This window comes from Kocuria sp. CPCC 205258 (assembly GCF_040981005.1).
Classification (GTDB): Bacteria; Actinomycetota; Actinomycetes; order Actinomycetales; family Micrococcaceae; genus Kocuria; species Kocuria rosea.
In genome coordinates this window covers 33,718-46,927 of the sequence record NZ_JAVKPS010000015.1, presented here as the reverse complement: position 1 = coordinate 46,927, position 13,210 = coordinate 33,718, and the positions used below count along the sequence as shown (strand labels likewise).

Genomic DNA, 13,210 nt, shown 5'->3' with positions numbered 1-13,210 from the left:
CGCCGGACCCCCATTGCACGCGCCCGCCCGCCGGGCAGGAGGAGGACGACCATGACCACGACCACGACCACGACCGTCGCACTGGTGGTGCTGGCCACCACGGACCGGCTGCGCCGCGCCGACCGGGAGCTGCTCGTGCTCGCCGGCACGCTGGGCGAGACGCACGTCGTCGTGCCGGACGCGCCCGGCGACGCCCTGCTCGGCGAGCTCGCCGCCCACGGGGTGGGCACCGTGCACGCCCCGGAGGGCGGGCCCGGCGACCGGCTCACCACGCCGGCGGTCGCGCTCGCGGAGGCCGCCGCCCGGGAGACCGGCGCCACGGCGCTGCTGCTCGCCGCCACCCCCGAGGCCAAGGACGTCGCCGCGCGCCTGGGCGTGCGGCTCGGGGCCGGGGTGGTCACCGACGTGGTCGCCCTCGGCGCCGACCTCGTCGCCACCAAGTCCGTCCTCGCCGGCGGGTGGACCACCCGGTGCCGGGCCACGAGCCCGGTGCTGATCGCGACCGTCCGCCCCAACTCGGTCGAGCTCCCCGCCGACGTCCCCGCCGACGTCCCCGCCGACGTCCCCGCCGACGTCCCCGCCGACGTCGCTGCTGCGGCGCCGGCCGGGGTGCGGCGCCCGCGGGTGCGCACGCACGCGCTCGAGGACACCGTGCCCGCGGCCCGGGTGGTGGGCCGGTCCGCGCTGCCGGCCTCCGGGCGCCCGGCGCTGGGCGAGGCGCGCGTGGTCGTGGCCGGCGGCCGCGGCACGGGCGGGGACTTCGGGCCGCTCGAGGCGCTCGCCGACGTCCTCGGCGGGGCGATCGGGGCCTCCCGCGCGGCGGTGGACGCCGGGTGGATCGGCCCCGAGGCGCAGGTGGGCCAGACCGGGCGCACCGTCTCCCCGCAGCTCTACGTCTCGTGCGGGATCTCCGGGGCCGTCCAGCAGCGCGCCGGGATGCAGACGGCGGGCACGATCGTGGCCGTGAACAAGGACGAGCAGGCGCCGGTCTTCGAGATCGCCGACCTCGGCATCGTGGGCGACCTGCAGAAGGTGCTGCCCCAGGCGGTCGAGCACCTCAGGGCGCTGCGCGGATAGGAACCGGGCGGCGGGGCCCCGTCCCGGGCCGTGGGCTCAGCGCGCCACGGTCCGGTGGCCGGCGTCCAGCCGCCGGGTCCAGCCGCGGGCGTCGAGGTGCTCGAGCAGCGGGATCGCGACGCGCCGGGAGGTGCCGAGCGCCTGGCGCGCCTGGCTCGTGGTGAAGGGCTGCGGCAGCCGGGCGAGCTCGCGCATCGCCAGGGCGGGGGCGGTGGGGAGCAGCACGACGCCGTCCCCCAGCCGGAGCAGCCGGCCGGTGCGCTCGGCCGCGGCGAGCTCGCGGGCGCCGAGCCGCAGCGCCGTCAGGTCGTCGGCCTCCGGGCTCCGGAAGGGCTCGGCCCCGAGCCGCCGCTCCAGCTCGAGCACCGCGGTCTCGTGGGCGCCGAGGCCGCCGCGGTGGTGTGGGGACCGGATGTGCCCGCCGCCCTGCTCCAGGCCGGCGCCGCGGACCACGGGGTCGACCAGCGCGGCGTCGGGCAGCGCGAGCAGATCGCGGGCGGCGCCCCGCGAGAGCCCCGCGGCCAGGGGGTCCCGGGCGTGCAGCTCCTCCACGGCGGTGCGCAGTCGCTGCGTCCAGGACTCGAGCACGGGGGCGTGCACCCACCAGCCGCCGAGCGCGCGCACGTCGCCGGGCGGGGCGGCGTCCGCGGTGGGCACCAGCCCGAGGCGGTGCAGGTGCTGCGCCTGGACCGCGCCGCGGCGGGCCACCTCCGCGCCGACGTCCCCGCGGAGGTCCGTGCCGGCGAGCCGGACGGCGCGGCGCGCCCGGTCGCCGCGCCGCCGCAGCGCGGGCGGGTCGGCGTCGAGGACCTGGGCGCCGCCGAGCACCGAGCGGCTGCCGGGGTCGCGGAGCACCAGGCGGTCCCCGAGGACCAGGGGCAGGGGCCGGTCCAGGACCAGCCGGGCGTGGTCGTCGTCGAACGGGCTCAGCCGGGCGGGCACGGCCGCGGTGCCGGCGTGGACCACGAGGTGCTCGGCCGTGTCGGTGAGGGCGGGGCCGGTGGCCCGGCGGACGTCGAGGACGTCCGTGAGCGGCCACGTGTCCGGGGTGACCAGGGCGTCGCCGCGGTGCACGTCGGAGGCGGAGACCCCCCGCAGGTTGAGCGCCACGCGGGTGCACGGCTCCAGTGCGGTGTGGGCCACGTTTCGGCTGTGCATGCCCCGGACCACGACCGGCACGGCCCCGCCGTGGCCGAGCAGGTGCAGCCGGTCGCCCTGCCGGAGCGATCCCGCGGCCAGCGTGCCGGTCACCACCGTGCCGGCACCGGTGATCGTGAAGGACCGGTCCACCCACAGCCGCAGCCGCCCCTGGGCGGGGGCGGGAGCCCGCGCCAGGACGTCGTCGAGGACGGCGCGCAGCTCGTCGAGGCCCGTGCCCTCGAGGGCCGAGACGGTGACCACGGGCGCGTCGTGCAGACCGGTCCCGGCCAGTTCCGCGCGGACCTGGGCGAGCACCTCGCCGGTGCGCCCGGGGGCCCGGTCGGCGCGGGTGAGCACCACCACGCCGTGCTCGATGCCGAGGGCCGCGACGGCGTCGCGGTGGTCGCCGGACTGGGCCTGCCAGCCCTCGTCGACGGCGACCACGAAGCAGACGACGGGAGCCGGGCCGAGACCGGCGAGCATGTTGCCGAGGAAGCGCTCGTGGCCCGGGACGTCCACGAAGGCCACGTCGCGCCCGGACGGCAGCGCGGTCCAGGCGTAGCCCAGGTCGATGGTCAGCCCGCGGCGGCGCTCCTCCTCCCACCGGTCGGGCTCCATGCCGGTGAGGGCCCGCACCAGGGTGCTCTTGCCGTGGTCGACGTGCCCGGCCGTGGCGACGACGTGCACGCTCACCGGGCCCCTCCCGGGCCGCCGTCCGCACCGGCGAGGGCGGTCAGGGCCGCCTGCACCGCCGCGCGCAGGCGCTCGTCCTCGGACTCGGGCACGCAGCGCAGGTCGAGCAGGCACGCGCGGTCGTGGACCCGGGGGAGCACGGCGGGGCGGCCGGTGCGCAACAGCGGGGCCGCCGCCTCGGGCAGCCGCACCGCCCACCCCGGCAGGGGCACGCCGGGCGCGCCGCCGCCGCCGACACGGCCGTCGTGGGCGACCACGGGTGCGCCGAGGGCCGCGCCGAGCCGTTCGGCCCGGTCGCGGAGCCGGTCCGGGTCCGCGTGCAGCGCGGTCGTGACCGGGGCGGGCCCCCCGGTGAGCGTGGCCTCCAGGGCGGCGAGCGCGAGCTTGTCGGCGCGGACCGCCCGGGCGAGGGGGTGGGCGGCGAGCCGGGCGACGGCGTCCGAGCCGCCGAGCAGCAGCCCGGCCTGCGGGCCGCCGAGCAGCTTGTCGCCGCTCGCGATGACGAGGTCGGCGCCGCCCTCGAGGGCCGAGGCGGCGTCGGGCTCGGACGGCAGCTGCGGGTCCGGGGTGAGGAGCCCGCTGCCGAGGTCCGCCACGAGGGGCAGGCCGTGGGCCCGGGCCAGCGGCCGCAGCTCGCTGGCCTCGACGCCCGCGGTGAACCCCTCCAGCCGGAAGTTGCTCGGGTGCACCTTGAGCAGGCAGCCGGTCTCCGGGCCGATCGCCTCGGCGTAGTCGCGCAGGTGGGTCCGGTTGGTCGTGCCCACCTCGCGCAGCCGGGCGCCGGTCGACTCGATCAGCTCCGGCAGCCGGAAGCCGGCCCCGATCTCGACGAGCTCGCCGCGGCTGATCACCACCTCGCGGCCGGCGGCCAGGGCCGTGGTGGCCAGCACGAGGGCGGCCGCGCCGTTGTTGACGACCAGGGCGTCCTCGGCGGGTGGGCAGGCGGCGAGCAGGGCCGCCCGGGCGGCGGCGCCGCGGCGGGAACGGGTGCCGCTCACCAGGTCGAGCTCCACGTCGACGTACCCACCGGCCGTGACCAGCGCGTCGAGCGCCGCCGCGGACAGCGGGGCGCGGCCCAGGTTGGTGTGCACCACCACGCCGGTGGCGTTGAGCACCGGCGTCAGGCTCGAGGCGGAGCGGGCCCCGAGCGCGGCGAGCACCGCCGGCTCGACCTCGCCGGGGGCGATCTCACCGCGCCGCGCCCGGTCCTGGGTCTCGCGCACCAGCGCGCGGACGACGTCCTCGCTCAGCCGCTCGAGCGCCCGGCGGACGGACGGCAGGGCCAGGAGCTGGTCGGTGCGCGGGATCAGGCGGCGCGGGTCGTCCAGGGCCACAGTCCCTCCTCGTCGGGCGGCACGCGGTGCGGGTGGTCGGTGCGCGGGTGGGCGGCGCAAGAGTTTGGCGGAGGCGGACGGGAATCGAACCCGCCAGGCCGAGGTGCTCGGCCTCACCGGTTTTGAAGACCGGGGGGCCCACCAGGACCCGGACGCCTCCGGCACCCAACCTAGCACCGCCGTCACCAGTAGGCTGACGGCATGGAACAGACCCGGACGCCGACCCCGCCCCTGCCCGCGCCCGGGACGGTCCGCCTGACCGGCTTCGCCCACGGCGGCGGATGCGCGTGCAAGATCCCGCCCGGCGAGCTCGAGGACGCGGTCCGGGGCCTCACCGGCCAGGCGGGGGACGGCGTGCTGGTCGGTCTCGACGACGGCGACGACGCCGCGGCCGTCCTGGTGCGCGAGGACCTCGCGGTGCTGTCCACCGCCGACTTCTTCACCCCGGTGGTCGACGACGCCTACGACTGGGGCCGGATCGCCGCCGCGAACGCGCTCTCGGACGTCTACGCCATGGGCGGGCGCCCGGTCATGGCCATCAACCTCGTGGGCTGGCCCCGCGACGTGCTGCCGATGGAGCTGATGACCGAGGTGCTCCGCGGCGGCCTGGCGGTCGCCTCCGCGGCGGGGTGCCCGGTGATCGGGGGACACTCCATCGACGACCCGGAGCCGAAGTACGGCATGGCCGTGACCGGCGTGGCGCATCCGGATCGGCTGCTGCGCAACGACGCCGCCGCACCGGGGCTGCCCCTGACCCTCACCAAGCCCATCGGCGTGGGACTGCTCAACAACCGGCACAAGGCGACCGGCGAGGTCTTCGCCGAGGCGCTCGCCACGATGACCCGGCTCAACCGGGACGCGGCCGAGGCGGCGCTGGCGGCCGGGGCCCGGGCGGCCACGGACGTCACCGGCTTCGGCCTGCTCGGGCACCTGCACAAGATGTGCCGTGCCTCCGGGGTGGGCGCGGTGCTCGACCGGAGCGCCGTGCCCCTCGTGGAGGGCGCGGCCGAGGCGCTGCGGGACGGCTACGTCTCCGGCGGGACCCGCCGCAACCTGGACTGGGTGCGACCGCACCTGCGGGCGGGGACCGGTGTCACCGAGGACGACCTGCTCCTGCTGGCCGACGCGCAGACCTCGGGCGGCCTGCTCGTGGTCGGCGAGGTGCCGGGGTACCCCGTGGTGGGCCACACCGTGGCCGGGTCCGGACTCCACGTGCGCTGAGCCCCGCCGGGGCACGGCGCCGGGCGCTCAGCCGACGGTCGTGATCGAGTCGTCGGTGATCCCGGCGGCGCGCCGGGCGGCCAGCCGGGCCTTCTGCGGCTCGATCGTGTAGCGGGGGTCCACGGCCGAGTGCAGACCGGCCTCCATCACACCGAACCGGGTGAGCGCCGAGGACGCCAGCAGCGCCAGCCCCGAGACCGCGGCGACGGCCCGGTGCCGCCCGCCCAGCAGCGTGCCGAGACCGCCGGCGACCGCCAGCCGCTCGCTCCACGCCAGCATGGTCCCGGCCTGGCCGTGGTGCAGCGGCTCGGCCGCCACCGGGTCCATCCGGCGCTCCATCAGCTTCGTGGCGATCAGCTCACCGGCCACGCCCAGCACGGCCAGCCGCCGGGCGGGGCCGGCCTCGCCGACCGAGGTGGTGACCATCGCCAGACCGCCCGAGGCGAGGCTCGCCGAGCTCACGAAAACGAACGCCAGGTCCTCGCGGGCGGCGTTCCAGGTGGGCGTCGCCGTGTCGGAGAGCAGCGCCGCGGTGTACGCGGCGAGCGGGCCGGCGAAGACCGCGGCCTCGACGCCGGCCGGGCCCTCCACGGCGCGCAGCACCGGGCGCAGCGGGCCCAGCGGAAGACGGGAGCCGGTCATCCGGTCCACCTCGGCCGCGACCGCGGTCCCCATGCCGGCCCCGAACGCGCTGAGGATCCACGTGCCCATGCTCATCGGCGAGGTCGGCTTGAACGTGCGCAGCATGTGCAGGAAGCGCTCCGGGCGGCCGAGATCCGCGACCAGCGCCGCGCCGCCGAGACCGAGCGCGGTCACCGACCCCAGCCGGGCGTTGCGGCGCAGCTCGGCACGGCCCGTGAGCTGACCGCCGAGCGCGAGCAGCGCGGAGCCGCCGGCCACTCCGCCGAGGAACAGGTACGCGGCGACCTCGTGGCCCCAGGGCGCCGGCTTGACCACCGGGCGGCCGTAGTAGGAGCCGAACTCCGGCTCCGGGACCATCGGCATCTCCCGTGAGCCGTCGCCGCCGCCCTGCCCGGCGCCCCGGCGGCGCGGGCCGTCCCGCCGCCGGCGGCGCGGCGGCTCGGGTGGACGGTAGCCGTCGAACTCGGACAGGCTCACGAGCGGCCCCCCGCGAAGGCCAGGGCGGCGGCGGCGAGCATGCCCGCCGCGGCCAGCCCGGCCCGCTGGTACATCCGGGGCAGGTCCGCGGTCGGCACCCGCGGGTCGGGCGGAAGCCCGTAGACCTCCGGCTCGTCGAGCAGCAGGAACACCGAGCCGGTGCCGCCCACGCCGTCCAGCTCGTTGGCGCCGTAGAGCCGCGCCTCGGTGCGCCCCTCGGCGTGCAGCTCGGCGACCCGGTGCCGGGCCGTCTCGACCATGTCGTCGTGCTCGCCGTACTTGATGGACGTCGTGGGGCACGTCTGCGCGCACGCGGGCGTCTGGTCGTCCACCATGCGGTCGTAGCACAGGGTGCACTTCTGGGCGACGCCCACGTTCTTCACCGCAGGCTTGTCCGGCTTGCCCGGCTGCCCGTCCCGCTCCGTGCGCGGGGCGGCCGTGCCGTCGGTGCGCCGCTCGATCACGCCGAACGGGCAGCCCGCCACGCAGGTGCCGCACCCGTTGCACACGTCGTCCTGGACCACCACGGTGCCGTGCTCGGTGCGGAACAGCGCCCCGGTGGGGCACACGTCGAGGCACCCGGCGTGCGTGCAGTGCTTGCAGACGTCCGAGGACATCAGCCAGCGGAACTCCTCGGTGTTCGGCGGGGTGGTGTCCCCGGCGGCCGGCTGCGGGCGCGCCTCGGGCGGGCCGACGCGCGGCATGCCCAGGCTCACGAGCTTGCGCCCGGACTCGCGGGCCTCCTCGATCCGCTCGCTGTCCTGCTCGACGAACGCCACGTGCCGCCAGGTGCTGGCACCCAGGGCGCCGGTGTTGTCGTAGGAGGACTCGAGCAGCTCGAGGTCCCCGTCCTGGGGGTTCTGGTTCCACTCCTTGCAGGCCACCTCGCAGGCCTTGCACCCGATGCAGATCGAGGTGTCCGTGAAGAAGCCCTTCCGCGCGTGCGCGTGCTCCCAGTGCGCGTCGGCCGTGGGATCGGTCGGTCCGGCCAGCTGGCCCATCAGTGCTCCCTCGTCGGGTCGGTGGTCGGGTCGGTGCCCGGATCGGTGCCGGGGACGTCGATCCGGGTGTTGCCGGTCTCCACGGTGGCGCCCGCGCGCTGCTGGTACTCCAGGACCAGGTCGAGCAGCTCGGGACCCCGCGGCCGGCGGCCCGGGCGGATGTGGCACGAGCCCACCTTGGAGTCCTGGATCTGCACGTTGGGCTCGAGGGTCAGGCCCAGCAGGTCGTTGGCGGAGTCGCCGCTGACCACGGCGTCGTCGCCCACGCCCCAGTGGTACGGGAGGCCGATCTGGTGCACGGTGTGCCCGCGCACCACGAGCGGGGTCATCCGCTCGGTGACGAGCACCCGCACCTCGATCGCCGCGCGGGGCGAGACGATCGTGGCCCAGCCGTACGGCTCCAGCCCGCACTCGGCGGCGAGCTCGGGGGAGACCTCGCAGAACATCTCCGGCTGCAGCTCCGAGAGGTACGGCAGCCACCGGCTCATGCCGCCGGCGGTGTGGTGCTCGGTGAGCCGGTACGTGGTGAACACGTAGGGGTACACGTCCGCCCCCGGCTCCCCGGCGCTCGGGGCGGTGAGGTTGTCCTGGCGGGCGAACAGCACCCGCGAGGGGTTGCGCTGCTGGCTGTACAGGGCGTTGCCGACCGGCGACTCCTGCGGCTCGTAGTGCGTGGGCAGCGGCCCGTCCAGCACGCCCTTGGGCGCGTACAGCCAGCCCTTGCCGTCGGCCTGCATGATGAACGGGTCGTCGCCGGCGAGCGCGGCCGCTCCCCCCGCGTCGGGGTCGGGGCGGGTGCCCGGGGCGAGGTGGAGCGGGAAGTCGGGCACGTCGTCCCCGACCCACTGGTCCTGCTCCTCGTCCCACCACACGAGCTTCTTGCGCTCGCTCCAGGGCCGGCCCTCCGGGTCCGCCGAGGCGCGGTTGTAGAGCAGCCGACGGTTGGCCGGCCACGCCCAGCCCCACTCGAGCGCGGCGGGGCCCTGATCCCCGCCGGGCCTGCGGGCGGCGGCACGGTTGACGCCGCCGGCGTAGACCCCGGTGTAGATCCAGCAGCCGCCGGAGGTCGAGCCGTCCGCCCGCATCTCGGTGTACGAGGACAGCGGCTTCCCGGCGTCCGGGCCGGTGAGGTGCCGGCCGTTGATCTCGGCGAGCACCGCCTCGGGGTCCGGCTCGCCGTGCTCGTCGACGGGGTAGTCCCAGGTGAGGTCGAGCAGCGGGCGGTCGCGCTCGTCCCCGGACCCGGCCAGCCGCTCCCGGATCCGCCGGCCCAGCTCGAAGAAGAACTGCAGCTCGCTCCGGCACTCGCCCGGCGGGGCCACGGCCTGGTGGCGCCACTGCAGCAGCCGCTGGGTCTGGGTGAAGGTGCCCGACTTCTCCACGTGCGTGGCCGCGGGCAGGAAGAACACCTCGGTCTCGATGTCCTCGGTGCGCAGCTCGCCCGAGGCGATCTCCGGGCCGTCCTTCCACCAGGTCGCCGACTCGATGAGGTTGAGGTCCCGCACCACCAGCCACTTGAGGTGGGACATGGCCATCCGCTGCATCCGGCCGTTGGAGGAGCCCACCGCGGGGTTCTGGCCGAGCAGGAAGTAGCCCTCCACCTCGTCGTCGAGCATCTTCGTCAGCGTCTGGAAGGTGCCGTGCGCGCCGGTCAGTCGCGGGAGGTAGTCGTAGGCCCAGTCGTTGTCCGCGGTGGCGGCGTCCCCCCACCAGGCCTTGAGCAGGCTCGTCGTGTAGGCGTCGGCCTCGGCCCAGTAGCCCTTCTGCTTCTTCGACGCGATCGCGGCCAGGTAGTCGTCGAACGTGTCGTGGGTGCCGGCCACCGGCATGGGCAGGTAGCCGGGCAGCAGGTTGAACAGCGTGGGGATGTCGGTCGAGCCCTGGATGCTGGCGTGCCCGCGCAGGGCCATGATCCCGCCGCCGGGGCGGCCCATGTTGCCCAGCAGCAGCTGCAGGATGGACGCGGTGCGGATGTACTGCGCGCCCAGGCTGTGCTGGGTCCAGCCCACGGCGTAGGCGAAGCACGTGGTCCGCTCCCGCCCGGAGTTCTCCGTGATGGAGCGGGCCAGGTACGCGAAGTCCTCGGGGGAGACGCCGCACACCTCCTGCACCATCTCGGGGGTGTAGCGCGCGTAGTGCCGCTTGAGGATCTGGAACACCGTCCGGGGGTCCTGCAGGGTCTCGTCGCGCTGCATGCGGGCGTGCTCCATCGGGGCGCCGCCGCTGCCGAGCTGCTGGCCGGCGGCCTCGTCCACGGCCTCCGCCCCCTCCTCGGCGCCGTGGTCGGGGTCGCCCGCGGGTGCGTCCACCCGGCCGTCGTGGTCCCCGGCGCCGTCCTCGTTCTCGGCGTATGCCCAGGTGGACATGTCGTACTGGCCGGTCTCCGGGTCGAACCCCGAGAACAGCCCGTCGAGGTCCTCGGCGTCGCGGTAGTCCTCGTTCACCAGCGTGGCGGCGTTGGTGTAGGCGCGCACGTACTCCTCGAACCACAGGTCGTGGGTGAGCACGTGGTTGACCAGGGCGCCGAGCAGGACGATGTCCGAGCCGGCCCGGATCGGGACGTGCTTGTCAGCGACCGCCGAGGTGCGGGTGAAGCGCGGGTCGACGTGGATGACCCGGGCGCCGCGGGCCTTGGCCTCGGTCACCCACTGGTAGCCCACGGGGTGGCACTCGGCCATGTTGGAGCCCTGGATGACGATGCAGTCGGCGTTGGCCATGTCCTGCAGGGACTGCGTGGCACCGCCACGTCCGAACGAGGCTCCCAGACCGGGAACCGTGGCGGAGTGTCAAATACGGGCCTGGTTCTCGATCTGGATCGCTCCTGCGGCGGTGAAGAGCTTCTTGATGAGGTAGTTCTCCTCGTTGTCCAGCGTGGCGCCGCCCAGGGCGGCGAAGCCCATCGTGCGGCGCAGCGGACGGCCCTGCTCGTCGGCGTCCTGCCAGCCGTTGCGGCGGGCCTCGAGGACGCGGTCGGCCACCATCTCGAGAGCGGTGTCGAGGTCCAGCCGCTGCCACTCGGTGGCCCGGGGCGCACGGTAGAGCACCTCGGTCTGCCGGCCGGGCGCGTTGACCAGCTGCTCGCTGGCCGCGCCCTTGGGGCACAGGCGGCCGCGGGAGATCGGCGAGTCCGGGTCGCCCTCGATCTGGACGACCTTCTCGTCCTTGACGTACACCCGCTGGCCGCAGCCGACCGCGCAGTACGGGCAGACGCTCTGCACGACCCGGTCCGCGGTGGTCGTGCGCGGGCTCGTCGTCCGGGTGCGCTCCGAGGTCACCGCCGGGCCGCGACCGAGCAGGTCGCCCGAACGGATCTGCCGGAGGACCGGCCACTCCAGGGGACTGAATCGTGACATGTCAGGAGCATAGCCCGCCGGTGTGTCAGGAGCCACACCGGCGGGCGGCGCGGCGCGGACCCCGCCGGTGAGCGGGACCCGCTAGCCCCGCGGGGACTCCGCCGTCCGGGAAGGGGTGCCCAGGACCAGGCGGCGGGTGCCCCGGACGGCGGCCGCGATCACCCGCTCGAGCGGTCCCTGACCGAACGTCGCCTGCCAGAGCACGGCGAAGCCGGCGGCCACGGCCACGTGCACGGCGAACCAGAGCGCGCGGTCCTCGTAGTGGAGCGTCGTGGCCAGGGCGAGCAGGTGGGCCGAGTACAGGGTCAGGGTGCGGGCCCCCATGGCACCCAGGGTGGTCCACAGCCGGTTCGGGCGCGCGACGAGCAGGAAGAGCCCCAGCACGGCCAGGCCGGTGCCCAGGTCCATGAGCAGCGTCACCGGGGTGTTGCTGTGCGGTCCGGGGGTGAGCAGCCACCACCACGTGGAGGTGGGCAGGTCCGGGCTCGGGCCCCAGACGAGGATCTCGTCGACCTGGTCCTCGCTCAGCCACGGGGTGTGCCGCAGCAGCTGGTCGTAGCCGCCGGCCTGCAGGACCAGCACCCAGTAGACGAACCAGGCGCCGAGCGCCAGGACCACGCCGGCCACGACGATCCGGACCCGCACCACGACCTCGTGCAGGTCGGTCCGGCCGAGGAGCAGACCGGCGCAGAGGTACGTCAGGTAGGGCACGGCCGGGTAGGTCCCGGTCAGCAGCACCTGGGCCAGGGTGGCGCCCGGGTCCGCGAGCGCGCTGCCGAGGGTGGGGTTGACGGCCCCGGCCTGGGGCAGGGCGGGGCCGAGGACGTGCACGAGCACGGGGCCCAGGACCGCTGCGAGCGCCGCGACGGCGGCCAGCGTGCGGCGCCGCAGGCCGAGCAGCGGGACGGCGAGCAGGAAGAACGCGCCGTAGTAGACGAGGATGCCCAGCGCGGGCGCCGGGGACGGCATGACCTGGTTGATCGCCAGCCCGGCGGCGGCGATGAGCAGGGCCCGGACCACCAGGCCGGCGCGGGTGGCCGTCAGCGCGCGGCCACGGTGCGGGGTGCGCCCGCCCGAGGAGAACGCCAGGCTCAGCCCGGCCAGCAGGGCGAACAGCGCCGCGGCGCGCCCGCCGAACAGGCTCCACTGGAGGGTGGGCTCGAAGGTCCCGGGGTCGTGGGCGGGCAGGATGTGGACCGCGATCATGCCGATCAGCGCCAGGCCGCGGGCGGCGTCCACGGCGATGAGGCGGGGTCTGCGGGCGGGGGCCGCAGCGGTCGTGCTGATGGTGCCGGTCGTGGGGGCTTCGGACGTTCGGCTCATGGGATCTCCGGGGGGCGGGGGCGCGCAGGGGATCGTGGCCGCTGCCGGCGGGGACCGGTGCGGCCCGTGCGCGGGGGTGCGCAGGGGGTGCGCGCGGACGGGGCGGCTCGCGGGGGTCCGGGCGGCCGGCCGGTGGGACGTCCGGCCGGCCGCCGGGGGAGGGGCCGGTGCGGACGTCGGTGCGCCCGGGCGGGGGCCCGGTGCGGCGGCGGTCCCGAATCCCCCTCGGGCCGCCTCCGACCCTAGGAGCCGGATCCTCTTCTGTCCACTTGGCGCGTTTGCATTGTCGCAGGTCACAAGGCGTTTGTGACGTGTTCACCGGCGCCCCTCTGGAAGTCCGCCGGGGTCGCTGGTTCCATGGGAGCAGGCCTCTCCGGCCTGCGCCGGGCGCCGGGCGGGGGGCGCGGTCGCAGGTCCTGAGGAAGGTTTGATGATGAGCAGTGCACTGTCCCCCCGGCCGGCGTTCCGGTCGGTCGACCCCGTCCACGTCCCGCTGCTCCCGGAGCACCCCGACGACGCTGCCCCCGACCGCCAGGACGACGGCCTCGGTCTGCACCCCGCCGGGCTCCTCCAGCGGGCCTTCACCGCGGCGGGAGAGGTGGAGGCCGCGGAGTGGGCGCTCGACCACGTCCTCGACGCCGTGGCCTCCGGCGAGGAGGTGGGCATCGGTCTCGACGTCGCCCCCCTCGACGGCGCCCTCGAGTCGGCGCGCTGGGCACTGGACCGGGCGGTGGTGGCCCTGCACGCCGAGATCCGCTGGGCGGCGCGGCACGGCGTCCCGCTCTGCCTCCTCGCCGAGGCCTCCGCGACGGAGCTGGACGAGGTGCGCTCCGTGCTGCGCTCCGCAGCTCCCGGGGCGGGGACAGGGGGACTGGCCGTCGCCGGCTGAGCCGACCTCAGCCCCGCTGGGGCTCGGAGCCCGTCCTTGTTGTTACGAATGGGTAACTGA

General features: G+C 76.0%; 9 protein-coding genes and 1 tRNA gene. 3 read left to right on the top strand and 7 right to left on the bottom strand.

Annotated elements, in window-relative coordinates; genetic code table 11:
- Positions 1–51: 51 nt before the first annotated feature.
- Positions 52–1,077 (top strand): electron transfer flavoprotein subunit alpha/FixB family protein, encoded by a 1,026-nt coding sequence (locus RF644_RS17500; RefSeq protein ID WP_368797458.1) that lies wholly within the window; start codon positions 52–54, stop codon positions 1,075–1,077.
- A 36-nt stretch (positions 1,078–1,113) separates the two neighbouring features.
- Here RF644_RS17500 and selB read toward each other — a convergent pair whose 3' ends face one another.
- The 3 genes from selB to RF644_RS17485 all read right to left on the bottom strand — a co-directional run bounded on the left by selB (position 1,114) and on the right by RF644_RS17485 (position 4,404).
- Positions 1,114–2,904, bottom strand: a complete 1,791-nt coding sequence (gene selB, locus RF644_RS17495) for a selenocysteine-specific translation elongation factor (protein WP_368797472.1) — start codon at positions 2,902–2,904, stop codon at positions 1,114–1,116.
- A gap of 2 nt (positions 2,905–2,906) precedes the next feature.
- Complete coding sequence (gene selA / locus RF644_RS17490; protein WP_368797457.1) at positions 2,907–4,244, bottom strand: L-seryl-tRNA(Sec) selenium transferase; 1,338 nt, start codon at positions 4,242–4,244, stop codon at positions 2,907–2,909.
- A gap of 65 nt (positions 4,245–4,309) precedes the next feature.
- A tRNA-Sec gene (locus tag RF644_RS17485) sits at positions 4,310–4,404 on the bottom strand.
- 41 nt (positions 4,405–4,445) lie between these two features.
- Between RF644_RS17485 and selD the strand changes: the two genes are divergently transcribed.
- Positions 4,446–5,465: a selenide, water dikinase SelD gene (selD, locus tag RF644_RS17480; protein ID WP_368797456.1), complete on the top strand. Its 1,020-nt coding sequence runs from the start codon at positions 4,446–4,448 to the stop codon at positions 5,463–5,465.
- A gap of 27 nt (positions 5,466–5,492) precedes the next feature.
- Here the strand turns inward: selD and nrfD are convergent, their stop codons facing one another.
- From nrfD to RF644_RS17460, 4 genes are all read right to left on the bottom strand, one after another.
- A complete protein-coding gene (nrfD, locus tag RF644_RS17475) occupies positions 5,493–6,584 on the bottom strand; it encodes an NrfD/PsrC family molybdoenzyme membrane anchor subunit (protein ID WP_368797455.1) in 1,092 nt (363 codons plus the stop codon).
- A complete protein-coding gene (locus RF644_RS17470) occupies positions 6,581–7,585 on the bottom strand; it encodes a 4Fe-4S dicluster domain-containing protein (RefSeq protein ID WP_368797454.1) in 1,005 nt (334 codons plus the stop codon). Before RF644_RS17470 ends, nrfD begins: the two co-directional genes overlap by 4 nt.
- Positions 7,585–10,938, bottom strand: coding sequence for a formate dehydrogenase (gene fdh, locus RF644_RS17465; RefSeq protein WP_368797453.1), 3,354 nt, complete (start codon positions 10,936–10,938; stop codon positions 7,585–7,587). The genes RF644_RS17470 and fdh overlap by 1 nt, the downstream gene beginning before the upstream one ends.
- 81 nt (positions 10,939–11,019) lie before the next feature.
- Positions 11,020–12,261 (bottom strand): heparan-alpha-glucosaminide N-acetyltransferase domain-containing protein, encoded by a 1,242-nt coding sequence (locus RF644_RS17460; RefSeq protein WP_368797452.1) that lies wholly within the window; start codon positions 12,259–12,261, stop codon positions 11,020–11,022.
- 433 nt (positions 12,262–12,694) lie between these two features.
- Here RF644_RS17460 and RF644_RS17455 point away from each other — a divergent pair, with 433 nt between their 5' ends.
- Positions 12,695–13,150, top strand: a complete 456-nt coding sequence (locus tag RF644_RS17455) for a hypothetical protein (RefSeq protein ID WP_368797451.1) — start codon at positions 12,695–12,697, stop codon at positions 13,148–13,150.
- Positions 13,151–13,210 lie beyond the last annotated feature (60 nt).

Bases quoted from the DNA above. Each gene is read 5' to 3' on its own strand.
- RF644_RS17460 (WP_368797452.1), bottom strand. From the start codon at position 12,261: ATGAGCCGAACGTCCGAAGCCCCCACGACCGGCACCATCAGCACGACC.
- RF644_RS17455 (WP_368797451.1), top strand. From the start codon at position 12,695: ATGAGCAGTGCACTGTCCCCCCGGCCGGCGTTCCGGTCGGTCGACCCC.
- RF644_RS17470 (WP_368797454.1), bottom strand. From the start codon at position 7,585: ATGGGCCAGCTGGCCGGACCGACCGATCCCACGGCCGACGCGCACTGG.
- selD (WP_368797456.1), top strand. From the start codon at position 4,446: ATGGAACAGACCCGGACGCCGACCCCGCCCCTGCCCGCGCCCGGGACG.
- RF644_RS17500 (WP_368797458.1), top strand. From the start codon at position 52: ATGACCACGACCACGACCACGACCGTCGCACTGGTGGTGCTGGCCACC.